Origin of the sequence: Xanthomonas sp. NCPPB 3583 (assembly GCF_041475715.2) — a bacterium.
In the GTDB taxonomy this organism is placed as follows: Bacteria; Pseudomonadota; Gammaproteobacteria; order Xanthomonadales; family Xanthomonadaceae; genus Xanthomonas; species Xanthomonas euvesicatoria.
The window spans coordinates 1,900,852-1,924,162 of sequence record NZ_CM191263.1 but is presented as its reverse complement, the minus strand read 5'-3'; the positions used below and the strand labels follow the sequence as shown (position 1 = coordinate 1,924,162).

The window sequence follows — 23,311 nt, the reverse complement described above, 5'->3', positions numbered from 1 at the left end:
ACAGACTCACCTTGCAATCCATGGCTTGTCCGTTAAAACCGCAATCAAGCGCCGCATTATGTATACCGCCAGATGCCAAAAAACCCCTAACCAGTTTGATTTCAAGAAAGAAACTTTCGCTCTTATAAGACTGTGCTGCGCACGCAACAACCAAAATTCCGCGCCCAAAAAATACTTAGCGCCGCGCTCCGCAACAGATGCAAATTCACTCAAGTTATCAATTCTTTTTTCCAGATTCCGCGTCTTGCTTACATTGGTACCGTGCAAGCGATAGGCAGAAACAGTTACATCTATGAATGCTAGATAATTACCAGAAACCAGCCTGATAAAGAGATCCCAATCCTCGACCCTGAGTGACTCATCCCACCTCATACCTTCATCAAAAGCATTGTGCCTAAGCATCATAACCGCACCACTGACGGCCCACTTACTAATCACGGCGCGGCGAATTCCAACGTCTGTTCCGTATTGAGCTTTGTTGGCGCGATGAAGATCACACATTGCACTCTCGCAAATCAACCTACCTACTCTATCTACAACGCAAGCATCACCTATGACCGCGGCTTTCCCGGGATTTTTTTCCAGGAACTCAACCTGTGCTTGAATCCCCCAAGGCATCATGTAGTCGTCACTTGCAACGATACGCATGTATTCACCTCGTGCTGTCCGTGCCGCCTCGTTCAGCGTCGCGGACACTCCCCGATTCTCGCGTTGCACGAAGTACACCGGTAGCCGATGCCCATGATCGCTGATCCATTGACTGATCTTTTCGCCGGTGGCATCGCTGGAGCCATCGTCGATGATCACGATTTCCTTGCATGGATACGGATCTTCCAGGACGCTGTCCAGGCAGCGCTGCACGAAATGCTCATGGTTGAACGCCGGAATCAGTACCGACACCAACGGCCAGCGTGCACGTGCCGATACAGGTGCCTGATCGTTCATGCCGCCCGCTCCAGGTAGCGCCGCACCACCACGATGTTGAACAACAGATACAGCACGTAGTTTGCTGCAAACGCGTACATCGCGCCGATCAGCCCGAACTGCGCGGTGAACACGTACACCAGCGCCAGATAGCTCGCTGCAAACACGCATTCGGAAATCACGAACAGCCGCGTCATCGCCTTGGCCACCATCACATACGACAGCACGAACGCCGCGATCTTGATCACATCGCCCAGCAGCTGCGGGCCGTACAAGGGCGCCGCCGCGGCGAATTGGGGATCAAACAGCAGCCGGGTCGCCCAATCGCGGCATACATACACGCCCAGCGCCGCCACGATCACCGCCGGCATGACATAGCGATATGCACTGCGCAGCTCGCTGCCCAGCCCCGCAGCGCCTTGCAGCGACGCCAATTTGGGCAGGTAGTACACGTTGATGGCGGTGGTGAAGAACAGCAGATAGGCATCGGAGACCCGGCTCACCGCCTGCCAGTAGCCCACTTGCCCCCAGCCGAATTGCAGCGCCAGATGATCGCGCACCAGGATGGTCGCCAGCTGCGGCACCAGTGTCGAGGTGAGCGTCATCAGCGAAAATGCCGCCAGCCGACGGGTCATCTCCGCATCGAAGCGCATCCGCCACATGGCAGGCTGAAAATAGGGGCTACGCCGCAGTGCCGGAACCGCAGCCAGCAGCCACAGTACCTGACCCAGGACCAGCGCCAGCAGCGCCCCGTATAGTTGCACTTGGCTGGAAAGCCACGCCACCAAGGCAACGCTCAGCACGGCGCCTGTCACTTGCACGAAGGCGAGCCGCCGCACGTCCATGAAGCCGTTGATCAGCGCCAGTATGTAGTTGAGCAATGCGATTCCCAGCTGCGCGATTGCCAACACGCAGATCAGCGGACGGTAGCTCGCATCGCCCAGCAAGCGCTCGGCAATGGCTCCGCTGAAGGCTATGGCCAGCAGCGCGATCACGCAGGCCGCGCAGAATGCGTATAAGAGCGCCGCACTCAGCAAGCGCGCCAACTCGGGCGCATCGTCGCGGTACTGCGCTACATGCTTGACGATGCCGGCACTGATGCCGCCACCGGCCAATACCGCCAGCACCGACATCAGGTTGAGGAACTGGCCAAGCCGGCCCACGCCCTGCGGCCCGGCGTAGACGGCGACCAGCTTGACCACCACCAATGCCGCCAGCAGCTTGGCCAGCGTCGCAACGCCGGTGTAGGCGCTGCTGCGCACGAGATTCATGTGTTGCTGCCGAACGATTGACAGGCCGCGATCACGTGCGCAACTGCTGCATCGTCCAGCGCCGGCCCCATCGGCAGGCTCAGTACTTCCCGATGCAGCTGTTCGCTCAGCGGCAGGCACGCCTCGCCCAGGGTGGCGTATGCCGGCTGCCGATGCGGCGGCACCGGATAATGAATCTGCGTGTGGATGCCCTGCCGCAACAGATGTGCCTGCAAGGCATCGCGCTGCGGGCTGCGTACCACGAACAGATGCCAGACGTGCTGCTGCTCTGCCACCGGCGCGGGCAGCACGATCAGCGGGTTGCAGATGCCGTGCAGATACCGCTGTGCCACTGCACGCCGCAGCGCGATTTCGTCCTCCAGATAGCCCAGCTTGACGCGCAGGAAAGCAGCCTGCATTTCATCCAGACGCGAGTTCACCCCCTGGCAGAGATGGTGATACTTCACTTCCGAGCCATAGTTGCGCAGCGCGCGAATGCACTCGGCCAGACGTACATCCGACGTCGTGACTGCGCCGCCATCGCCCAGTGCACCCAGGTTCTTGGTCGGGAAGAAACTGAAGGCCGCCGCATCGCCGAAGGCACCGGCGCGCCGCCCCTGTGCGCGTGCCCCGTGCGCTTGCGCGGCATCCTCGATCAGCAGCAGGCCGTAGCGATGGGCCAGGGTCTGCAGAGCCTGCATCTGGGCCAATTGGCCATACAGGTGCACTGCCATGATGGCGCGCGTGCGTGGCCCGATCGCCTTCTCCACCCTTGCCGGATCGATGTTGAAAGTGACCGGGTCCGGCTCGACCGGCACCAGCACCAGATGGTTCTGGCTGATCGCCAGGAATGTCGCGATGAAGGTGTTGGCCGGCACGATGATTTCGTCACCTTCGCGCAAGACCCCCAGCTCACGATAGCCGCGCAGGATCAACGCCAACGCATCCAGCCCATTGCCCACGCCGACTGCATGCGTGCTGCCGCAATAACTGGCGAATTCGGCTTCGAACGCGGCCAGCTCTTGACCGAGCACATACCAGCCGGCATCGATCACGCGTGCCGCTGCGAGTTTGAGTTCATCCGCATAGCGCGCATTGACTGCACGCAAATCCAGGAAAGGCACATCTCTCAATTCCACCATTTTACGATTGCACTTCGAGCAGAGCATTGATGCTGGGAATGAAGCTCGTGCTTGAGTGCCCTGGTTCTTGGCCAGTGCGCACTTCGCTTACGAACTGGTCGTAATCCAGGATGTAATCGCCAGGGTCGTAAAACTGGTCGGCCAGCACCATCAGCACGCAGTCGGCACTGAAGCGGTACAGGTCGCGCCACACCATGCGGCCGAGCAGCAGGCCTTGCGACGGGTCGTCCAGCACCACTTCGCTAGGACCATTGCCGTTGCCTTCGTCGAGCAGAATCGTCACCGAGCCGTGCAAGGCCACGGCGAATTGATTGAGCTGGCGGTGCGCATGCTGGCCGCGGTGCACGTCGTGGCGCGTGCCGAACAGGTAATACACACGGCGGATCTCGAACGGAACATTGCGCTGCTGCTCCAATGAAATGAGCAGCCCGCGATCGTCACCGTGGGTATGCAACTGGATGCGTTCGATAGCCATGATCGGAGAGGCGTAACCGCTGACTGCACGTAGTGCGACATGCCTGAGTGCGTCGGGTTGCGCGAAAGGTTGCGCGCGCTCGGGGCCATGCGAAGCGCTGTGCGCGCAAGCGCAGCCGACCGCATCGCAGCGCTTCGGTGTGCAGCACGTGCAAACCAGGTGCCACGGCGACGCAACCTTTTTCCGACATCGCCGCACCCATCGGTGCACGTTCACCTGGCCGCCGTTCGGCCGGCGTGGGGAGCCAGGCCTGGCAGCGCAGCGCGCAGCCGGAACCAACGACCACCACCGGAAGACAGATCAGATGCGTTCCTCCCCCCCTGCGCCCGCCAGCGCTCCCGTCAACGGCACAGACACCGCGCCTCTGCCAGAACAGGCGCCCGCAGCTGCGCGCGTGCTGCCCCTGCCCAAGGCGATGCGCGTGCTGCACTGGCTCACCGTGCTGTGCCTGGCCATGGCGGCCACGCTGATCCTGCTGCGCGCTGAGCTGGATGGCCGCGCACTGCGTCAGTGGCTGCTGGAAGGCCACCGCCACTTTGGCTTGCTGGTCCTGGTGCTGTTTGCGTTACGCATCGGGTTGCGCCTGCGGTTGCGCAGATTGCCGCCCGGCCCACCCGCATCGCTGCCGATGCGCCTGGCCGCTGGTGCCACGCATGTGGCGATGTACGGCCTGATGCTCGCGCTGCCATTGCTGGGCTGGTCGCTGAGCAGCGCCTACGGCAAGCAGGTGCATTTCTTCGGCATCCCCCTGCCCGCGTTGGTCGCGCCGGACGGCGACCTCGGCGACACCCTGGGCACCTGGCACTTGAATGCGGCCTGGGCGCTGCTGGCGCTGGTGCTGCTGCATATCGGCGCCGCGCTCTGGCATCACCTGGTGTTGCGCGACGGCCTGTTGCGCCGCGTGTTGCCGGGCAAGCGCGCATGAGCCGCCGCACCCCGCCGTCTGTCATTCGTTTCCTCGCCCGTTCCCGCACCGCTGCCTCCCGCACCGTCGAACAAGGACTTTCCATGCCCATGCCCCAGCCCGCTCCGCGTCGCACTGCCGCGCGTACCGCCTCCCTGACGTCCTTGTTGTGCGTGTCCGGCCCCTTGTTGCTACTGGCCAGTACGCAGGCGCAGGCGATTCCCTCGTTCGCGCGCCAGACCGGCTCGTCCTGCGCCGATTGCCATGTCGGCTCCTATGGTCCCTCGCTCACGCCCTACGGCATGCGCTTCAAGCTCGGCGGTTTTACCGATACCGATGGCGAGGGCACCAAGATCCCGGTGTCCGGCCAGCTCACCTGGTCGCGCAACAACCCCAGCCGCGGCGACAGCACCTCGCGCCTGCGCGAAGCCGATCTGTATCTGGGCGGCCGCCTCAACGACAACATCGGCGGCTACTCGAAGATCCGCTCCAACAACAGCGGCAATGCGACGTTCGATACGCGCCTGGACGATGTCGATCTGCGCTTTGTCAGCAAGCCGTTCCAGATGGCGGGCAAGGACACCATGATCGGTGTCAGCATCAACAACAACCCGGGCATTTCCGACCCGGTGCACGTGTTGCCGAACGCCTCCACGCTTACCCCTGCCTCCAATGGCGGCGCCTCCACCATGCTCAGCTCCTCGGCGCTGTCCAACCGCGTCATCGGTGCCAGCGTCTACGGCCTGTATGACCGCAATTGGTACGGCGAAGTGGGTAGCTACAGCGCGCTGTCGCCGTCTGCGCAGGACCGCCTCGGCTGGCCGGTCAACGGCGACCCGGGCAAGCTCAGCGACACCAGCTATGCGCGTCTTGCCTACATGAAGGACATGAAGCGCCAGTTCTTCTCGGTGGGCCTGACTGCGCTCACGACCCGCCGCCAGCCGCTGCGCACCGGGCCCAGCGACGACCTCACCGATTTGGGCTACGACCTGACCTACCAGTTCCTCGGCACCCGCGAGCACGTGCTGTCGCTGGCCTACGTCAACATCTACGAGCGTCGCAAATACGGCAGCCCGCTGATGTCGACCGACCCGACCATGCCGGCGCTGGACCGCGGCAGCGTGCGCGATCAGACCCTCAGCATGAACTACGCCTTCAAGCAGACCTACGGCGTGCTGGCCGCGCACATGATCAACAGCGGCTCGTTCGATGCGGCGCGCTATTCGCCGGTGGGTATCCCGGACACCACCAGCAATCTGATCCTGCTGTACTGGACCCCGTTCGGCAAGGACGGCACCTACACCTCGATGGCCAACCTGCGCGTGTCCGCCGGCTGGTTCCGTTTCGACAAGTTCAACGGCAGCACCTCCAACGTCTTCCGTGGCCCGCCGATCACCAATCCGCGCGATCTCGACAGCTTCACCCTGTCGGTCAATCTGGCCTTCTGATCCCTCCCGCACCTGTACGGATCCACATGAACCCACCACGCAAACTCTCCGTGTTGTGCGCCCCGTTGGCCGGCCTGATGCTGGCGGGCGCACTGACCATGCCCTCGGCCTACGCTGCCGACGGCGCCGGCGTCTTCCTCACCGAATGCGGTGAATGCCACAGCGTCAAACCGGGCAAGAACAAGAAAGGTCCGTCGCTGTTCGGCGTGGCAGGCCGCCCTGCCGGTACCGTCGCAGACTTCGGCGGTTATTCCGATGCGCTCAAGAACAGCAAGTGGACCTGGACTCCGGCCCAGCTCAAGACCTATCTGTCGCAATCCTCGTCCAAGGCGCTGCCGGGCACCAAGATGAAGTACGACGGCCTGGACGACCCGAAGGAGCTCGACGCACTGATCGCCTACCTCAACACTTTGAAGTAGGCGCGGCCACTGCGGCATGGCGCGTCGTCGCCCGAGGGGGCGGACGCATGGCGCGCCAATCGCCCAGCCGTGGCAGCCTGTCCGTCGGCCGCCTGCACAGCCAGGCGGTGCAGGCGGCCGCGACCGGCCGGCCCGGATGGATTCGCGTTGCCCGACGCGGTGCCTTCGCGTATACGGACGCAATCGCCGCCGCCGCGGTGGTCTCGTTCGCCGCCCTGGGGCACCATCGCGTCCCTGTTTGACACCCGCCCACGCCATTGCCGACCGCTCCAGCTTCCAAGCCGCTCCCCTCCCGACCGCGACGCCACTGCGCCCGCGCGATCTTCTGCGTGGGCGCACTGTTGGACAGTGCCGCACGCCACCCACGGTGCGAAGCGCAACCGGCCTTATCCGCCCAGCGACCAGGCCAACCGCGGGGGCGCCGCCCACCACACAGTCACCGCACGCTGGTGCAGTGGCTGCTGCTCGCGCTGGCAGCCGGCTCCTGCGGCAGCGCCCTGGCCAAGGACTTCGGCGGTGCAGTGGCGCTGACCTCCAGCCTGATCGACCGTGGTATCTCGATCGCGCCCAACAAGGTCACCGTGCAGGCCGCCGGCTACTGGCTGCCCGCCCCCGGCTGGTCGGTTTCCACCTCGGTGGCGCTGCAGTCCCCCGCCTGGAGTGATCCGGTCGCGGTCACCGCCCAGGTCGGGCGCGCCTGGATGCTGGACGACCGCTGGCAGATGCAGGCCAGCCTGCTCTACTACGGCTACCCGACCGACCGCGCCACGCGCACCTTCGACCGCCAGGAAGCCAGCCTGGCCTGGTCCTACCGCGACCTGCTGACGTTTTCGCTGTCCACCTTCAATTTCCCGCGGGCCGACCGGTCGCCGTGGAACGTGGCGTTCGACATCACCGCCAACGTCCCGCTGCGCAACGATGTCAGCCTGTCGCTCGGTGCCGGTTCGTCGCGTTTTCCGGCCATGGCCTACGGTGCAGCGCGCTCGGGCCGCTATCAGTACGGCCAGGTGGGCCTGAAGTGGAACCGCGCCGGATGGACACTGAAAGCCGAGCGCATCCTGACCAGCGGCAATACCCCGCGCATGCAGGGCGGCCCCGGCGACATGCCGTGGCTGGGCACGGTCGCCAGAACCTTCTGATCCACACGCAACCTTTTGCCTGCCTGCGCGCACTGACGTGGGTTACCCGCCATGCCTGCACCGATGAATGACACCGACACCCTGGGCGATGCCACCGACCGCATGCTGTTGCGCCGCATGGCCGGGGGCGATCGCGACGCGCTGGCCAGCATGTACCACAGCTATCACGGACGGCTGTGCCGCTTCCTGTCGCGGCTGACCCGCCGCCCGGACATCATCGAAGAGGCCATCAACGATTGCTTCTGGATCGCCTGGCAAAAGGCCGGCGACTTCCGCGGCGACTCGCAGGTCTCCACCTGGATCATGGGCATCGCCTACCGCTGCGGACTCAAATGCCTGCGCCAGCATGACGGCGAAGCCATCGACGACACCGCCCTGGTGGAAGACCACGCCCCCAGCGCCGACGACAACGACGACCGCGAACTGCGCGACTGGCTGGACAAGGGCATGGAGCGGTTGTCGCCGGACCAGCGCCTGGTGGTCGAACTGGTCTACGGCGTCGGCCACAAGCTCGAGGAAGTGGCCGACATCATGCAGTGCCCGGTTGGCACCATCAAAGCCCGGCTGTTCCACGCCCGGGTCAAATTACGCAATGTGCTGCCCGGCCTGGCCGGCGGCGCCCCTTACACGGAGACCATGCAATGAAGACGTTTTTCATCGCGCCTGGCAAGGAATGCTCGCACGCCTGGGAATTGATGCCGGCGGTGCTGCTGAACAGTGCCACCGAGGAAGAAAACACCTGGCTGATCGCGCACGTGGCCAAGTGCGCCTCATGTAGCGCCGAATTCGCCCAGCAGAGCCGCCTGCGCCAGGCCTTGGCGCTGCCGTCGACAGTGCAACTGGACCCGAACGCCGGTCTGCAACGCCTGCTCGGCCGCCTGGATGCACCGGAGCAGCACAGCGCACCTGCGCGCGTGCCGGCCGCACGCCGCTCCGGCAGTTGGACGGTACGCGCCCTGGCCGCCGCGGCGCTGGTCCAGGCCATCGGGCTGGGCGTGATGGGTGTCAAGCTGGCCTCGCCCGCGCCATCGCACGACTACCGCACGCTCAGCAGCGTGGCGGCCCTGCCGGTGCCGCAGGGCGCCATCCGCGTGGTGCCGGACGCAAAGATGACCGTGGCCGACTGGGACCGGCTGCTGCATGCGCAGCAGTTGCAGGTGGTCGGCGGCCCCAACGACATGGGCGCCTACACCGTGGTGCCTGCCGCACCGCAGCCCCCGGTCCAACCGCAGCAGACCGTGCAGCAACTACGCGCCACCCCGGGCATCCGGCTGGCGGAGATCGTCTCGGCCCCATGAATCGTCTGTTCGCCATCGGTCTGATCGCCGCGTTCACCGGCCTGGGCGCGACCTCCCACGCGCACGCGGCCGCAGCCCTCCAGGAGCCGGCGACCGATGTTGCCGGCACCGCCCCGCCACTGGCCGATGCGCAAACGCCCGATGGTAGCCGCGACATCCTGCTGGCGGTAGCCAACCCGCTCGCCGCACCGCCGGCCCGCGCCGGCTCCAGCCTGATCGGCTACGCATCCAGCTATTACGGCGCCGGCCAGAAGGCTGCCGCGCGCATGGACAGCATCAAGCAGCGCTACAAATTGCGCGAAGTCTCGGCCTGGCCGATCACCTCGCTGGGCCTGTATTGCGCTGTGCTGCAACCGCCGCCGGGCGTCTCGCGCGATGAACTGGTCAGTGCGCTGGCCGACGACGAAGGCGTGGAGCTGGTGCAGCCAGTGCAGGATTTCTCGGTGTTCTCCGCCGATGCGTCGGAAAAGACGACCGCGCTGTCCAGCTACAACGACCCGTACGTGGACATGCAACGCGGCTTCATCGACACCGATGCCGCCAGCGCACAGACCGTGACCGAGGGCCGCGGCGTGGTGATCGCGGTCGTCGATACCGGCGTGGACACCAACCACCCCGATCTGAAAGCGCGCATCCGCGACGTGCACGATCTGGTCGACGACACACCGGTGAAGACCAGCACCGATCCGCACGGTACCGAAGTGGCCGGCATCATTGCCGCCGGCAGCAACAATCACCAGGGCATCGTCGGCATGGCACCCAAGGCCATGCTGAGTATCTACAAGGCGTGCTGGTACGCGCCCACGGTCGGCGCCACCGCACGGTGCAATACCTTCACCCTGGCCAAGGCGCTGGCGGCGATCGACAACAGCTCAGCGCGCGTGATCAACCTGAGCCTGGGTGGCCCCGCCGATCCGCTGCTGAGCAAGATGCTGCAGCAGCTGGTGCAACAGGGCCGCATCGTGGTGGCGGCAATGCCACCAAACGGGCGCATGGATGGCTTTCCCAATGACGTACCCGGCGTGCTGGTCGTGCGCAGCAGCAGCGCAACGCCGGCCATGCCGGGCGTGCTCAGCGCGCCCGGCAAGGACATCCTGACCACGCAACCGAACGGCCGCTACGACTTCACCTCCGGCTCGTCGATGGCCACCGCACATGTCAGCGGCATGGCCGCGCTGTTGTTGTCGCTGCAACCGTCGATGGATGCCAGGGCGTTGCGCGAACTCATGCAGCGCACCAGCAAGGTTTCCGACGGGCAGTTGCAGGTCAACGCCGGCGCCGCAGTGCAGGCGCTGGCGCCTCACGCCAAACACTCCAACTGACGGCACCGGCATGGCCAAGTGGATTCCCTTGTGGCTGCATCGACTCAGCTCGCCACCGACGTTCTATCGTGTCGCCGGCAGCGTGCGCCCGTGGGCGCTGGGGCTGGCCGCGCTGCTAGGCGCGGTCGCAGTCTACGGCGGCCTGGTACTGGCACCGCCGGATTACCAGCAACACGATGCCTACCGCATCATCTTCATCCATGTGCCCAGCGCCTGGATGAGTCTTTTCATCTACGCGGCAATGGGCGTTTCGGCGTTCATTGCGCTGGTGTGGCGCATCAAACTGGCCGAAGTGGTCGCCATGGCCTCGGCGCCGATCGGCGCAGCCTTCACCTTCATCACCCTGTGCACCGGCGCGCTGTGGGGCAAGCCGATGTGGGGCACCTGGTGGACCTGGGATGCGCGGCTCACCTCCGAGTTGCTGCTGCTGTTTTTGTACCTGGGCGTGCTGGGCCTGTATTACGCCGTGGAAGACCGCCGCCAGGCGATGCGCGCGGCCGGCTTGCTCGCACTGGTGGGTCTGGTGAATCTGCCCATCGTGCATTACTCAGTGGTGTGGTGGAACACGCTGCACCAGGGTTCCACCGTGCGCCTGCTCGGCCCCTCCAAGATGAGCGCAGACATGCTGTGGCCGCTGCTGACCATGATGCTGGCAACCAAGTGCTATTACGTTGCGAGCCTGTTCGGCCGCGTGCGGGTGGATTTGCTGGCGCTTGAAAGCGGCAAGGACTGGGTCCGCCGCATCGTGTTGACGGAGCGCAGCGCATGAGCGCTTTTCTGGCGATGGGCGGCTACGGCCAATACGTGTGGACCGCTTATGCAGTATTCGTGCTGGTGCTGCTGGCCGATCTTGCAGCGCCCTGGCTGCGTCGCCGCCGCTTGCCGCGTGAACTGCGCGGCCAGTTGCAGCGGCAGGTGCCGCGTCGTGCACGCGATCAACCGGCACCGGCACTGGAGCGCGACGCGCCATGAACGCCACGCGTAGACAACGTCTGTGGTGGGTGATCTGTGTACTCACCGCCGCCGCGTTGGCCGTCACGCTCATCGTGTTCGCTTTGCAGCGGAACATGAGCTACCTGTTCACCCCAAGCCAGGTCAGCGCGGGGGAAGCCGCCGGCTACCAGCAATTCCGGCTCGGTGGCATGGTCAAGGCCGGTTCGATCCAGCGTGCAGGTGATTCGCTGAAAGTCAGCTTCACCGTCATCGATAAAAACGCGGCCACCCAGGTGGAGTACACCGGCATTCTTCCGGATCTGTTTCGCGACAACCAGTCGGTCATCGCCAACGGGCGCATGCAGGGCGGGCGCTTCGTCGCCAACGAAGTGCTGGCCAAGCACGACGAGACCTACATGCCGAAAGAGCTGAAGGACGCCATGGCCGAAGGCCATGCCGGAAAACCACTCCCCGCCACCGCCACGCCGCTGACCGCGCCGCGTTGATGCGCTTCCGGTCGCTGCCACGCACCTCATGACTTCCCTTCCGTTTCGCCTTGCGATCCGCCCATGACGCCTGAACTTGGCCAGATCGCACTGATCCTGGCACTGCTGTTATCGCTCGCCCAGGGCGTACTGCCCTTGATCGGTGCGTGGCGCGGCAACACCGCGTTGATGGGTGTCGCGCGGCCTGCGGCGGTGGGCCAGGCGGTGTTCGTGTGGATGGCGTTCGGCCTGCTCGCCTGGTCGTTGTTGTCGCTGGATTTTTCGGTGGGCTACGTCGCCGCCAACGCCAACATTGCCCTGCCCTGGTACTACCGCGTTGCGGCGGTGTGGGGCGCGCACGAAGGCTCGTTGCTGTTGTGGATCGCCATCCTCGCCACCTGGACGGTGCTGCTGGCCGCCTTCAGCCGGCACCTGCCGCAGCACTTCGCCGCCCGCGTGCTGGCGCTCTTGGGGCTGATTTCGGTGGGCTTTCTGGCCTTCATCCTGCTGACCTCCAATCCGTTCGGGCGGCTGTCGCCGATTCCGCTGGATGGCAACGAACTCAATCCGGTGTTGCAGGACCCCGGCATGACCTTCCACCCGCCGGTGCTGTACACCGGCTATGTCGGGTTTTCGGTGGCCTTCGCATTCGCAGTGGCGGCATTGCTCGGCGGCGAACTGGAACAGGCCTGGGTGCGCTGGGCACGGCCGTGGACCAATGTGGCCTGGGCCTGCCTGACCGCCGGCATCGTCGCCGGCAGCTGGTGGGCCTATGCGGAACTGGGCTGGGGCGGCTGGTGGTTCTGGGACCCGGTGGAAAACGCCAGTTTCATGCCCTGGCTGGTCGGCACTGCGTTGATCCACTCCCAGGCGGTCACCGAAAAACGCGGCAGCCTGCGCGCGTGGACCATCCTGCTGTCGATCCTGGCGTTTTCGCTCTCGTTGCTGGGCACCTTCCTGGTGCGCTCGGGCGTGCTGACCTCGGTGCACGCGTTTGCGGCCGATCCGCGCCGTGGCCTGTACATCCTCATTTTTCTGGTTGCCGTCGTCGGCGGCTCGTTGCTGTTGTATGCACTGCGCGCGCCCAAGATCGCCAGCGGCAAACCCTTTGCCGCCGCCTCGCGCGAAACCGGCATTCTCATCGGCAACCTACTGCTCACCGTGGCCGCGGCCATGGTGTTGCTGGGCACCTTGTTCCCGCTGATCGCCGACGCGTTTGCGCTGGGCAAGGTCTCGGTCGGGCCGCCCTACTTCGGCCTGCTGTTTCCGTTGTTGATGTTGCCGGTGGTGCTGTTGCTGCCGTTCGGCCCCTACCTGCGCTGGGGCAAGGCCGAAGCCGCACCGTTGAAAGCACTCGGCACACGCGCAGGCATCGCCGCGATCGCCTGCGCCCTGGTCGGCAGTGTGTTTGCCGATGGCCAGGCCAAGGCGATCGCCGGCATGGGTGTGGCCGCATGGGTGGCTGCGGGCACCGCGTTGTACGTGGTCAAACGCTGGCGCGACATGCCGCGCGGGCGGCGCTTCCCGGCGGAAATGGCCGGCATGCTGATCGCGCATGCGGGCGTGGCGGTGTTCGTTGCCGGCGTGCTGGTCTCCGAAAGCCTGTCGGTGGAACGCGATGTACGGCTGTCGCCCGGCCAGAGCGCGCAGATCGCCGGCTACAGCTTCCGCTTCGATGGCGTGCAGTTGGTGGATGGGCCGAACTGGAAGGCCGAACAAGGCAGCGTGCAGGTCAGCCGCAACGGCCAGGTGGTCGCGCAACTGCATCCGCAAAAACGCCTGTACAGCAGCGAGCGGATCCAGACCGAATCGGCCATCGATCCCGGCATCACCCGCGACCTGTATGTGGCGCTGGGCGAGCCCTTGGACGATGAGCACATCGAAAACGACTGGACGCTGCGCCTGTACTACAAGCCCTTCATTCGCTGGATCTGGGCCGGTGGCCTGCTGATGATGCTCGGCGGCTTCGTCAGCGCCTGCGCACGCCGCTTTCGTGCACCGGTGACTGCACACCCCTTGGCCGCTTCTCCGGCGCAACCAGCGCTCGTCATCGCACAGGAATCGCACCCGTGAATCGTCTGCTGCCCTTGCTGGGCTTCGTATTGCTGGCGGCGCTGTTCGGCGTCGGCATCCTGCGGACCATGCAGCACAATCCGCGCGACGTACCGTCGCCGTTGATCGGCAAACCGGCACCGGCGTTCTCGTTGCCGCGGCTGGACCACCCGGCGCAACGCGTCGGTCGTGACCAGTTGCTGGGCAAACCCTACGTGTTGAATGTGTTCGGCAGCTGGTGCGCCGAATGCGTGCACGAACACCCGGTGTTGATGGCCCAGGCCAGCCGGCTTGGCGTGCCGCTGATCGGCTACAACTACAAGGACGTGCCCGCCGACGCCATCGCCTGGCTCGCGCGACTCGGCAACCCGTATGCAGTGGTGATCGCCGATGAAGCCGGCCAGACCGCCATCGACTTCGGTGTCTACGGCGCACCGGAGACGTTCCTGATCGATGCGCAGGGCGTGATCCGCTACAAGCACATCGGCGTGCTGACCCCGGATGCCATCGACGACGAGTTGCTTCCGGCCATCGCCGCGCTGCCCAAGGGTACGCCGTGATGGCGGCGCGTCACACACGACGGTGGCATTGGCGCTGGCATTGGCGCGCGCAAGGCCGCCGTGTGCGTTTGTTGCTGGTGTTGCTGCTTGGCATGCTGCTGGCGCCCTCGTTGGCAGCGCAGGCCGTGGATCCGCTGCCGTTCAAGGACCGCAGCGAAGAAGCGCGCTACCAGCGCTTGACCGCGCAACTGCGCTGCCTGGTATGTCAGAACGAAAACCTGGCCGATTCCAACGCAAGCCTGGCGCGCGATTTGCGGCATCAGGTGTTCGCGCAACTGCAGGCCGGCAAGAGCGATGCGCAGATCAAGCAATACATGGTCGATCGCTATTCGGATTTCGTGCTGTACGACCCGCCGGTCACACGCGGCACCTGGCTGCTGTGGTTCGGGCCGGCGCTGATGTTGCTTGCAGGTGCCGGCGTGGTCATCCACACCGTGCGCACCCGTGCGCGCGCCGGCACGCCGGTGGCGCCGCAAGTGGAGGACCAGTGGTGATGGCGGGTTTTTATATCGCAAGCGCCGTGCTGGTGGCGCTGGCCTTGCTGCTGTTGCTGGTACCGCTGCTGCGCCGCCCCACCGGCAGCGGTCGTGCGCGTTACCGCTTGGCAATTCTACTGGGACTGGGCCTGCCGCTGGCCACGGCCGGGTTGTACCGGCTGGTGGGCGCGCCGGAGGCGATCGTCACGCAGGTGTATGCAGCGCAACCAGCGCAAGTCGCCTCGCTGCCACCCTCTGCGGATGCAGGGCAGGCGCAAGCGGCAAGCACCCCTGCCGATGCGCAGGCGCAGGCGCTGGATCGCTTCATGCAGCAGGCCAAGACATTCGAGCAGAACGACCGACCCGCCGAGGCGCGCGAGGCGTATGCACAAGTCCTCAAGATCGCTCCCGACATCAGCGCCGCCATTGTGGGCTGGGTGGCGGCGGATATGGCCACGCACGCCGATTTCGCCATCGACACCGCATCGCGCACACGCCTGCAGCAGGTGATCGCACGCGAGCCGGACAACCAGCGTGGACTCTGGTTGCTAGGCATCAGCGATTTTCAGCAGCAGGACTTCGCCGCCGCCACTGCGCACTGGCGGCATCTGCACGGTTTGCTGGAAACCGGATCGCCGATGCAGAAGGCGGTGGCAGACAAGATCGCGGTGGCCGAATCGATGGCCAGCGCGCGGCAATCCGCGCGTGGGACGCGCTGAGCAACGCATCCTGCGCGATGCGGCTTGATTGCGATGGCTGCACTGCAGCGCAATTGCACAGCGCGTGCGCAATGCCAAGCAGCCGGTTCACGCGCGAGACGCGGCACCTGGCGCAAACACTCCGCGTCATTGCATCGTGCACTCAAGTGCGACGCATCGTGCCGCACAGTTGCGGCAGAACGCACGTCATCGCATTGCAGCCTCTCGCGCCAGCGTGCCAGCTGGAGCGCATCTGCCGAAAAGGCCGGGCAATCGCGAGGCAGACAGATCGCCACGCAAGAGCGAAAGCGAGCACGCGTACACGCCGCTCCCCTGCATCATCCACGTTCGACCGGCTCGCTACATCGCGTTATCTGCACTCAGGCCGAAGGCCCCAGCACATCGTGCAGCTTTCCACTGAACTCGCCCAGCGTGAATGGCTTGGCGATCATGCTCATGCCTTCGCCGAGAAATTCGCCACGGTCGCGTGCCGTTTCTGCGTAGCCGGTCATGAAGATCACCGGCAGATCGCGCCGCGATTGCCTTGCGATCTCGGCCAACTGGCGTCCGTTGAGGCCCGGCAGGCCGACATCGGTGACCAGCAGGTCGATCCGCCGTGGCGAGGCAAGAATCGGCAGTGCCGCGTCCGCGTCGGCCACCACGTCGGCCTGGTAACCCAGCTCGCTGAGCAGTTCGGTGACCAGCAGCCGCACCTGCTCGTCGTCTTCCACCACCAGCACATGCTGGCCCTGCCCTGCCAGCACCGCATCGCTCTGCGTCTGCGGCACCGCGGTTTGCGCCGCAACCCCGGCGGGCAGATACAGGCTGACGGTGGTGCCCGCGCCCGGCTGCGACTCCACCCACACCTGCCCGTTGGACTGCTGCATGAAGCCGTAGATCATCGACATGCCCAGGCCGGTGCCCTGGCCGATCGGCTTGGTGGTGTAGAACGGCTCGAACACGCGTTCAAGCACGTCGGCGGGCATGCCGGTTCCGGTGTCTGCAACCGACACCACCACGTAATTCCCCGGCGCCAAGGCGATGCCACGCCCGAGTTCCAGCGGCTGATCTTCCACCTGCAGCTGCCGGGTTGCGATACGCAGCTGCCCACCGTCGGGCATGGCATCGCGCGCGTTGATGGCCAGGTTGATCAGTGCGCTTTCCAGCTGATTCTCGTCAACGTACGCCTGCGGCAGTTCCGCACAGAGATCGATCTCCAGGCGCACCGATTCGCCCAACGTGCGCGCCAGCAACTCCTGCAGCGACACCACCAGATCGTTCAACTGCAGATCCCGCGCCTGTAGCGACTGACGCCGCGAGAATGCCAGCAGGCGCTGGGTGAGCGCAGCTGCGCGCAACGCCGAGGCAGAGGCCACATCCAGAAAGCGACCCAGCCCTTCGGTGCGCCCCTGGTCGATACGCAGCCGCGCCAGATCCAGCGCAGACAGGATGCCGGTGAGCATGTTGTTGAAATCGTGTGCGATGCCGCCGGTGAGCTGGCCCACCGCTTCCATTTTCTGCGCCTGGCGCAGTGCCGCTTCGCTGGATTCGCGCGCCAGCATCTGCTGCTGCAACTCGGCGGTCCGTTCGGCCACCTTGGCTTCCAGCAGGTTGGCCTGTTGCTGGATCGATTCCAGCGCCAGCGCGCGCGTGGTCACATCGGTGGCGAACACATGGAATCCATCCACCTTGCCATCTGCATCAAAGCGCGGCATGTAGCGGATTTCCGCATCGCGGCGCCGGCCATCGGCATGCGGCCAACTGGTCTCGATGGTCAATGTCTGCCCGGCCAATGCGGCCTCGATCCAGGCGCGGCGCTGTTCGACCACCGCAGGCCCCACCACATCCACCAGCGGCCTCCCGATCACATCGGCAGGCGGCACACCAATCCAGTCTTCGTACGAACGATTGGCAAAGCGGTAGATCAGGTTCTTGTCGATGAAGGCGATCAGCACCGGCAGCGCATCGGTGACCCGTCGCAGTTCGGCCTCGCTCTGCGCCAGCGCGGTGCGGCTTTCGGCCAACTGCGCCAACTGGTCGCGGATGACGAACTGCTTCTGCCGTGCGCGCAACGCGGTGGAGATGGCGCTCAGCAACGAAGCCGAGCTCAGCGGCCGCTCCAACTCGATGACGTTGGTCATGTCGGCCGGCAGCCGCACCTGCCGGCGGTTGTACGCGCCACGCGGCGTACGCAACAACACGAACGGAATGTCCGACCAGGCCTGCTGGCCTTGCAGGATGTGCGACAGCGCATGCAGGTCGCCACGGATGGCTTCTTCGGTCAATACCACCACGCCGGAGCCATCGTGCAGGTCGCCTGCCAGCGCGCCCAGCGTGGCATGGACCCGGCATGTCAGCCCGCGTTCGCCAACGATGCTGGCAATGCTCTGCGCGTCGCGGCCGAACGGCGCGATGATATGGACGATGGAGCCGTCCGCGTCACAGATATTCAAGGGGACGATCCAGCAACGGGCCGTCGTCTCCGACAAACTGCGGCGTACCGGTCAACACGCCGTGGAATTTCTCCAGCGGCTCGCTCAGTTGAAGACCGCTGCTGCCGATGCGCAATTCGCGAATCGCATCTTCGTGCGCGCCACTGCGATTCTTGATCACCGACAACGCCTTGCGGATGCGTCCTTTCGCCTCGAAAAAGCGCAGCAAGACGACGGTGTCGGCCATGTAGGAGACATTGAGGGTGCTACTGGTCGCCATGCTGCCGACCAGCCCCTGCTGCGGGTTGATCAGGAACGTGGTCACCCCGCTCTGGTTGAGATACGACAACAGCTCGTGCATCTGCAACATCAGCTGCTTTTCCTGCGGCATCGACGCCAGATACCCGTTGAGGCTGTCGATCACCAGAATGCGGCACGCGCGCTCCTCCACGCTGCCACGCACCGTCCAGGCGAATTCGCCCGGCGTGACTTCGGCCGGATCCATCTGATGCAGCTCCAGCAGACCCGCGTCCATATATTTGCGCAGATCCATGCCCAGGCCTTCGGCACGCTTCAACAAGGTGCCGGTGCGCTCGTCGAACTCCAGCACGCAGCAATGCTCGCCGCGCTCGCACGCGGCAACCACGAACTGCAGGGCCAGATTGGTCTTGCCCGAGCCGGCTGGCCCGGTCAGCAGCGTGCTGGTCCCGCGCAACGGGCCGCCGTGCAGCAATGCATCGATGCGCTCCACGCCGCTTGGTACCGGTTCGCCGACAAATGGCCGGTGGTGGTCGGAGGCGATCAAACGTGGATAGATACGCATGCCGCCGGTGACGATGGCCAGGTCGTGATAGCCGGCGATGAAATCCACGCCACGCAATTTCTGCACCTGCATGCGGCGCCGCGCCGCACCGAACTCCAGCGTCGTGCGCTCGAGCGAAATCACCCCGTGGCACAGGCTGTGCAAATGCGCGTCCCGCTCGCCGTTTTCGCCGGTGAGATCGTCCACCAGAAACACCGTGATGTTGCGCGGCGCGAAATACTGCTTGAGCGCCAGCACCTGGCGCCGATAACGCAGCGAATCCTGCGCGAGCAGGCGCAACTCGGACAACGAATCGAACACCACCCGCGTCGGCTTCACCCGGTCCACTTCGGCCTGGATGAGCTTGATGGTGCCATCGAGCTCCATCTCCCACGGATGCAGGATGGATTGCTGCCGCCCTTCGCCCAGGAAGGCCTCTGCTGATGCCAGCTCAAAGATATGCAGGGACTCCAACGACCAATGGTGCGAAGCAGCCACTTCAGTGAGCTCGTCGATGGTTTCCGACAAGGTCACATACAGGCAACTCTCGCCCTTGGCCGCAGCATCCAGCAGGAACTGCAGTGCAAGCGTCGTTTTGCCCGCACCAGGCTGGCCTTCAAGCAGGTACAAACGGTTGGCGGGCAGCCCACCTCGTAAGATAGTGTCGAGCCCGGTGCTGCCAGTGGTGATGCGGTTTGCGATCATCGGCGTCACGTTCTTCATAGAGCTGAATTTAACACGTGCGCGTTATTGGCCGGTGGGCGCGACTGAACTGATCAGCTTGCTTTGCTTGACGCGATTCACGGCATCGCTGCTGCAGGTATCGCAGATCAGCAGAATTGCGCTGTTTTTCGATCATCCGACTGGTGGCGCATGGCGTTGGCAACAGCGGTGAACGCATCGTGTTGCAGCATCGCACGCCGCCGTCACGCAGGCGCGCCTAATGTGCATCTCGAAGCATCGCAGCATTGCGATCGCTCGAGGACCGCAGTGGCTCACGCATTACCCAACGCACGCATCCTGTTGGTCGAAGACGACGATGCAATCCGCGAGATGGCTGCAGACATTCTTGGCGACGAGGGCTACCACGTGGTGGCGTCTGCCGACGCCGAACACGCGCTGACGCAACTGACCAGGGCATGCCCGTTCGATCTGCTGCTGTCGGACATCTGCCTGCCCGGCATGAACGGGCGCGACCTTGCCGATCAGGCGCGCATGCTCTACCCCGCAATGCCCATCGTCTTCATGACTGGCTACGCAGGCGAAATCGCCAAACGTGCCGACTTTCTGGATACCGGCATGCGTCTTTTGACCAAGCCATTTTCCTTGCGCGATCTGCTGGGCATCGTACAGACGGCGCTCTAGGCAGGCCCAACCGCGTGCGCCCGCTGCGTCTTTGCGCCACGTTCGCTGCGATACGCATGTCTCAGGCGATCGATGCCGGTGCAACGAGCGGCTCGCAGCAGCACCGGCACCTGATTAGCGCGCGCGACGCTCCAGCAACTGCGCCACCCGCCGCTCCAGCTCGATGGCCTGGAATGGTTTGGTCAACACTTCCATGCCATCGTCGAGCTGGCCCGCGCCCACCGCGGCGCTGGCCGCATAGCCGGTGACGAACAGCACCGGCAGTGCAGGACGCGATTGCCGCCCGGCGTCGGCAACCTGTCGCCCATTGAGGCCGCCGGTCAGGCCGACGTCGGTCACCAGCACATCGATGTGCTCTTGCGAGCGCAAGCGCTCCACCGCCGCACTGCCCTCGGCGGTTTCGATCACGCGGTAGCCGGCTTCGGTGAGTACTTCGGAGATCAAGACACGAATCGCGGTTTCGTCCTCCACCAGCAACACGGTGCGACTGTGCGCAGCATTGCGCTGCAGCGGCGCATCAGCAGGTGCCACGTCGTCTTGCGCCAGCACGCCGGTGAAGCGCGGCAGGTACAAGGCCATGGTGGTGCCCACGCCCACTTCCGAATCGATGCGCACATGCCCGCCGGACTGTCGAGTGAACCCATAGATCATCGACAGGCCCAACCCGGTGCCCTGGCCGATGGGCTTGGTGGTGAAAAACGGTTCGAACACCTTGGCCATGACCTCGGCCGTCATGCCGGTACCGGTGTCCTGCACACTCAGGCACACGTAATCGCCAGGCGGCAGCTCCAGCTGCTGGGCGGCAGCGGCATCCAGCGCGCGGTTGTGCAGGCTGATGGTGAGCTGCCCACCATCGGGCATGGCATCGCGCGCGTTGATGCAGAGATTGAGCAGCGCGTTTTCCAGCTGCGGCGCGTCCACCAGCACCTGCCACGCTTGGTCTGCCGGACGCAGCTGCAGCGCGATCGACGGCCCCAGCGTGCGCGCAATGATGTCGTGCATGCCACGCACCAGCTCCTCCACATCCAGCGCGGTGGGCGCCAGCGTCTGCCGGCGCGAAAACGCCAGCAACCGCTGGGTCAAGGCAGTGGCGCGCGCCGCGCTGGATTGCGCCATTTCCACATAGCGCTCCAGCCGGTCGTACTTGCCCTGTTCGATGCGCGTCTGCAGCAACTCCAGGCCGACACTGATGGCAGTGAGCAGATTGTTGAAGTCGTGCGCCAGCCCGCCGGTCAGCTGCCCCACCGCTTCCATCTTCTGGCTCTGACGCAGCTTCTCTTCGGCAAGCAACAACGCCGCGCTGCGTTCGCGCACGCGCTCTTCCAGCGTCTCGGTCAGTTGCCGCAGCTGCTCTTCGGCCACGCGTTTGTCGGTGATGTCGGCAGAGGTGCCGAACCATTCGGCGATCTGTTCGCGCTCATCCAGCAACGGAATCGCGCGCATCAAGGTCCAGCCCACCTGCCCATCCGTGCCGAGCACCCGGTATTCCACATCCACACCAGACTTGGTGGCAGTCGCCTGCGCAAGCGCTTGCGCCAATCGCGCGCGGTCGTCCGGGTGCACCATCGCCTGCCAGTCGGGCGTGGCCGACACCGCATCGCTCAGCACACCGTCGCCGACCAATTGGCGCCATTCGCGCCAGTGGGCACTGGCGGAAAAAATCGATTGCGATGACGCGCGTACCAGTGCGTCCAGGCGCCGCTCGCTCTTTTGCAGCGCTTCGCTGGCCAGCCGCTCGGCGGTGCGGTCGCGCAACACCTTGACGAACCCGATCGCCTCGCCGGTTTCTTCGCGCAACACCATCAGCGAGCCATTGGCCCAGAACCGCTCGCCGGATTTGCGCACGTGCCAGCGCTCGTCCATGCCGCTGCCGCTTTCCAGCGCGGCAGCGGCCTCGATCAGCATCTGCCGCTGCTCGACGTCTTCCGGCGTAAAGGTGCGCTGCAGCGTTTGCCCGAGCATCTCGACCTCGCTCCAGCCCAGAATGCGCCGCGCACCCTCGTTCCACGACGTCACCCGCCCGTGCATATCGGTGGCGATGATGGCGTAGTCCATCACGCTGTCCAGGATTTGACGGTTGCGCACTTCGGCCTCGCGCACCGCGCGCTCCAGGCTGATGCGGTCGGTGATATCCAGGCCCTGCACGAAGATGCCGGAGATGGTGCCATCGGCGCCTGCGATCGGCTGATAGACCAGATCCAGCAAGCGTCGCTCGGCGGGACCACCGGGCACCGCCTGCACGTTGTACGGCAGCGCATTGGCCGAAAACGCGCGCCCGGACCGGTACACCTCGTCCAGGCGACGCACATGTCCCTGTTCCACCGCATCCGGCAGCGCCTCGGCCAACGGCCGCCCGATCACATCGCGGTGGCCGATCAGGCGCGAATAACACGGGTTGGCGAACTCCACCCGGTGCTGCGGCCCGCTCAGGAACGCCATGAACATCGGCGCCTGCTCGAACAAGCGGATCAGGCGCTCGTGTTCGTCGGCCAGCCGCGCCTGCGCCAGCTTGCGCGCGGTGACTTCATTGGTGACGCAGAACGCGCCGCCCACCCGGCCATCGTCCAGATAGATCGGCGAGAACGAGAACGTCCACCAGGTCTGCTCCGGCACGCCGTAGCGGTTCATGCCGATCGGCACTTCCTCAAAGCGCGATGCCTGCCCTGCGAACGCCGCTTCGATCGGCTCGCGCACCGCCTCCCAGGCATCGGCCCACAACACGCGCAGCGGCGCGCCCAGCGCCTGCGCCTGGCGCGGCCCCAGGATCGGCGTGTAGGCGTCGTTGTAGAAAAAGGTCAGCGCATCGCCCCACACCACATACATGCTTTCGGGCGAACCCAGCATCAGATCGACCGCATTGCGCAACGGCGATGGCCACTGAGCGGTTGGTCCCAGCGGGCTCGCCGCCCAGTCGTGGCTGCGTACCGCCTGCGCCATGACGCTGTTGCCGTGCGGAAATCCCGCATTCATAGAGGGCGTACCTGCATTGTGTCCACACGCAGGTCGCCGCTCCAGCACGCAACGTGCACGACCGCGAGGTCGCCTGCTGCGAGCTTCTCCATCATCCATCCGTACATCATGTCCAACCGTTGAAAAGACCAGGTCGCCGCAGGCGCATGACGCGTCGGCAAGACCGAGCCGCGCGCTCGCGCCCATCATCTGGCCTATGGCTGGTGGCGTCCAGCCA

Annotated in this window: 23 protein-coding genes; 16 read left to right on the top strand and 7 right to left on the bottom strand. The window is 65.0% G+C overall.

The annotated features are described in order from the left end of the window. Window positions 1-6 precede the first annotated feature (6 nt). Genes ACCQ07_RS08630 through ACCQ07_RS08615 form a run of 4 tightly spaced genes read right to left on the bottom strand, consistent with a single transcriptional unit; the run spans window position 7 to window position 3,791 of the window. Entirely contained in the window at window positions 7-945 is a 939-nt protein-coding gene (locus ACCQ07_RS08630) for a glycosyltransferase family 2 protein (RefSeq protein ID WP_372363984.1), read from the bottom strand. Next, entirely contained in the window at window positions 942-2,195 is a 1,254-nt protein-coding gene (locus ACCQ07_RS08625; protein ID WP_011347075.1) for an O-antigen translocase, read from the bottom strand. The genes ACCQ07_RS08630 and ACCQ07_RS08625 overlap by 4 nt, the downstream gene beginning before the upstream one ends. Further along, window positions 2,192-3,316, bottom strand: a complete 1,125-nt coding sequence (locus ACCQ07_RS08620) for a DegT/DnrJ/EryC1/StrS family aminotransferase (protein ID WP_039417108.1) — start codon at window positions 3,314-3,316, stop codon at window positions 2,192-2,194. The genes ACCQ07_RS08625 and ACCQ07_RS08620 overlap by 4 nt, the downstream gene beginning before the upstream one ends. Before the next feature lies 1 nt (window position 3,317). Continuing rightward, a complete protein-coding gene (locus tag ACCQ07_RS08615) occupies window positions 3,318-3,791 on the bottom strand; it encodes a sugar 3,4-ketoisomerase (RefSeq protein ID WP_071117902.1) in 474 nt (157 codons plus the stop codon). Window positions 3,792-4,095: 304 nt separating this feature from the next. Between ACCQ07_RS08615 and ACCQ07_RS08610 the strand changes: the two genes are divergently transcribed. From ACCQ07_RS08610 to ACCQ07_RS08545, 14 genes are all read left to right on the top strand, one after another. Further along, the gene (locus ACCQ07_RS08610; RefSeq protein ID WP_218556350.1) at window positions 4,096-4,716 is read left to right on the top strand and encodes a cytochrome b; all 621 of its coding nucleotides are present in this window, start codon (window positions 4,096-4,098) and stop codon (window positions 4,714-4,716) included. Window positions 4,717-4,799: 83 nt separating this feature from the next. Next, a complete protein-coding gene (locus ACCQ07_RS08605) occupies window positions 4,800-6,143 on the top strand; it encodes a hypothetical protein (RefSeq protein WP_011347071.1) in 1,344 nt (447 codons plus the stop codon). Window positions 6,144-6,169: 26 nt separating this feature from the next. Continuing rightward, window positions 6,170-6,562, top strand: coding sequence for a c-type cytochrome (locus ACCQ07_RS08600; protein WP_011347070.1), 393 nt, complete (start codon window positions 6,170-6,172; stop codon window positions 6,560-6,562). Window positions 6,563-6,891: 329 nt separating this feature from the next. Further along, on the top strand, window positions 6,892-7,701 hold the full coding sequence (locus tag ACCQ07_RS08595) for a TorF family putative porin (protein ID WP_011347069.1): 810 nt from the start codon (window positions 6,892-6,894) through the stop codon (window positions 7,699-7,701). A gap of 51 nt (window positions 7,702-7,752) precedes the next feature. Next, the gene (locus ACCQ07_RS08590) at window positions 7,753-8,346 is read left to right on the top strand and encodes a sigma-70 family RNA polymerase sigma factor (protein WP_007964109.1); all 594 of its coding nucleotides are present in this window, start codon (window positions 7,753-7,755) and stop codon (window positions 8,344-8,346) included. Next, window positions 8,343-8,999 (top strand): zf-HC2 domain-containing protein, encoded by a 657-nt coding sequence (locus ACCQ07_RS08585; RefSeq protein ID WP_372363983.1) that lies wholly within the window; start codon window positions 8,343-8,345, stop codon window positions 8,997-8,999. The genes ACCQ07_RS08590 and ACCQ07_RS08585 overlap by 4 nt, the downstream gene beginning before the upstream one ends. Further along, complete coding sequence (locus ACCQ07_RS08580; protein ID WP_372363982.1) at window positions 8,996-10,321, top strand: S8 family peptidase; 1,326 nt, start codon at window positions 8,996-8,998, stop codon at window positions 10,319-10,321. The genes ACCQ07_RS08585 and ACCQ07_RS08580 overlap by 4 nt, the downstream gene beginning before the upstream one ends. A 10-nt stretch (window positions 10,322-10,331) precedes the next feature. Further along, the gene (gene ccmC, locus ACCQ07_RS08575; RefSeq protein ID WP_014089940.1) at window positions 10,332-11,090 is read left to right on the top strand and encodes a heme ABC transporter permease CcmC; all 759 of its coding nucleotides are present in this window, start codon (window positions 10,332-10,334) and stop codon (window positions 11,088-11,090) included. Beyond that, the gene (ccmD, locus tag ACCQ07_RS08570) at window positions 11,087-11,293 is read left to right on the top strand and encodes a heme exporter protein CcmD (protein ID WP_008574947.1); all 207 of its coding nucleotides are present in this window, start codon (window positions 11,087-11,089) and stop codon (window positions 11,291-11,293) included. The genes ccmC and ccmD overlap by 4 nt, the downstream gene beginning before the upstream one ends. Beyond that, window positions 11,290-11,760: a cytochrome c maturation protein CcmE gene (gene ccmE / locus ACCQ07_RS08565; RefSeq protein WP_127171295.1), complete on the top strand. Its 471-nt coding sequence runs from the start codon at window positions 11,290-11,292 to the stop codon at window positions 11,758-11,760. The genes ccmD and ccmE overlap by 4 nt, the downstream gene beginning before the upstream one ends. A gap of 63 nt (window positions 11,761-11,823) precedes the next feature. Beyond that, a complete protein-coding gene (locus ACCQ07_RS08560; protein WP_372363981.1) occupies window positions 11,824-13,812 on the top strand; it encodes a heme lyase CcmF/NrfE family subunit in 1,989 nt (662 codons plus the stop codon). After that, entirely contained in the window at window positions 13,809-14,351 is a 543-nt protein-coding gene (locus tag ACCQ07_RS08555; RefSeq protein ID WP_029819178.1) for a DsbE family thiol:disulfide interchange protein, read from the top strand. Before ACCQ07_RS08560 ends, ACCQ07_RS08555 begins: the two co-directional genes overlap by 4 nt. Further along, window positions 14,348-14,845 carry a cytochrome c-type biogenesis protein gene (locus tag ACCQ07_RS08550; protein WP_071117587.1) on the top strand — a complete coding sequence of 166 codons (498 nt, stop codon included), beginning with the start codon at window positions 14,348-14,350 and terminating at the stop codon, window positions 14,843-14,845. Before ACCQ07_RS08555 ends, ACCQ07_RS08550 begins: the two co-directional genes overlap by 4 nt. Beyond that, complete coding sequence (locus ACCQ07_RS08545; RefSeq protein WP_372363980.1) at window positions 14,839-15,546, top strand: tetratricopeptide repeat protein; 708 nt, start codon at window positions 14,839-14,841, stop codon at window positions 15,544-15,546. Before ACCQ07_RS08550 ends, ACCQ07_RS08545 begins: the two co-directional genes overlap by 7 nt. 359 nt (window positions 15,547-15,905) lie before the next feature. On the opposite strand, the gene ACCQ07_RS08540 is transcribed toward ACCQ07_RS08545, so the two are convergent. Then, entirely contained in the window at window positions 15,906-17,978 is a 2,073-nt protein-coding gene (locus tag ACCQ07_RS08540) for a PAS domain-containing hybrid sensor histidine kinase/response regulator family protein (RefSeq protein ID WP_057681539.1), read from the bottom strand. Continuing rightward, complete coding sequence (locus ACCQ07_RS08535; RefSeq protein WP_218495559.1) at window positions 17,965-19,482, bottom strand: ATPase domain-containing protein; 1,518 nt, start codon at window positions 19,480-19,482, stop codon at window positions 17,965-17,967. The genes ACCQ07_RS08540 and ACCQ07_RS08535 overlap by 14 nt, the downstream gene beginning before the upstream one ends. Here ACCQ07_RS08535 and ACCQ07_RS08530 point away from each other — a divergent pair. Both ACCQ07_RS08530 and ACCQ07_RS08525 read left to right on the top strand, forming a co-directional pair. Further along, window positions 19,448-19,654 (top strand): hypothetical protein, encoded by a 207-nt coding sequence (locus ACCQ07_RS08530; RefSeq protein ID WP_033478913.1) that lies wholly within the window; start codon window positions 19,448-19,450, stop codon window positions 19,652-19,654. The two genes, ACCQ07_RS08535 and ACCQ07_RS08530, sit on opposite strands and share 35 nt — an antisense overlap. Before the next feature lie 125 nt (window positions 19,655-19,779). Beyond that, complete coding sequence (locus ACCQ07_RS08525) at window positions 19,780-20,124, top strand: response regulator (protein ID WP_031422223.1); 345 nt, start codon at window positions 19,780-19,782, stop codon at window positions 20,122-20,124. Between the two features lie 114 nt (window positions 20,125-20,238). On the opposite strand, the gene ACCQ07_RS08520 is transcribed toward ACCQ07_RS08525, so the two are convergent. Further along, entirely contained in the window at window positions 20,239-23,094 is a 2,856-nt protein-coding gene (locus ACCQ07_RS08520) for a hybrid sensor histidine kinase/response regulator (protein ID WP_057681540.1), read from the bottom strand. Window positions 23,095-23,311 lie beyond the last annotated feature (217 nt).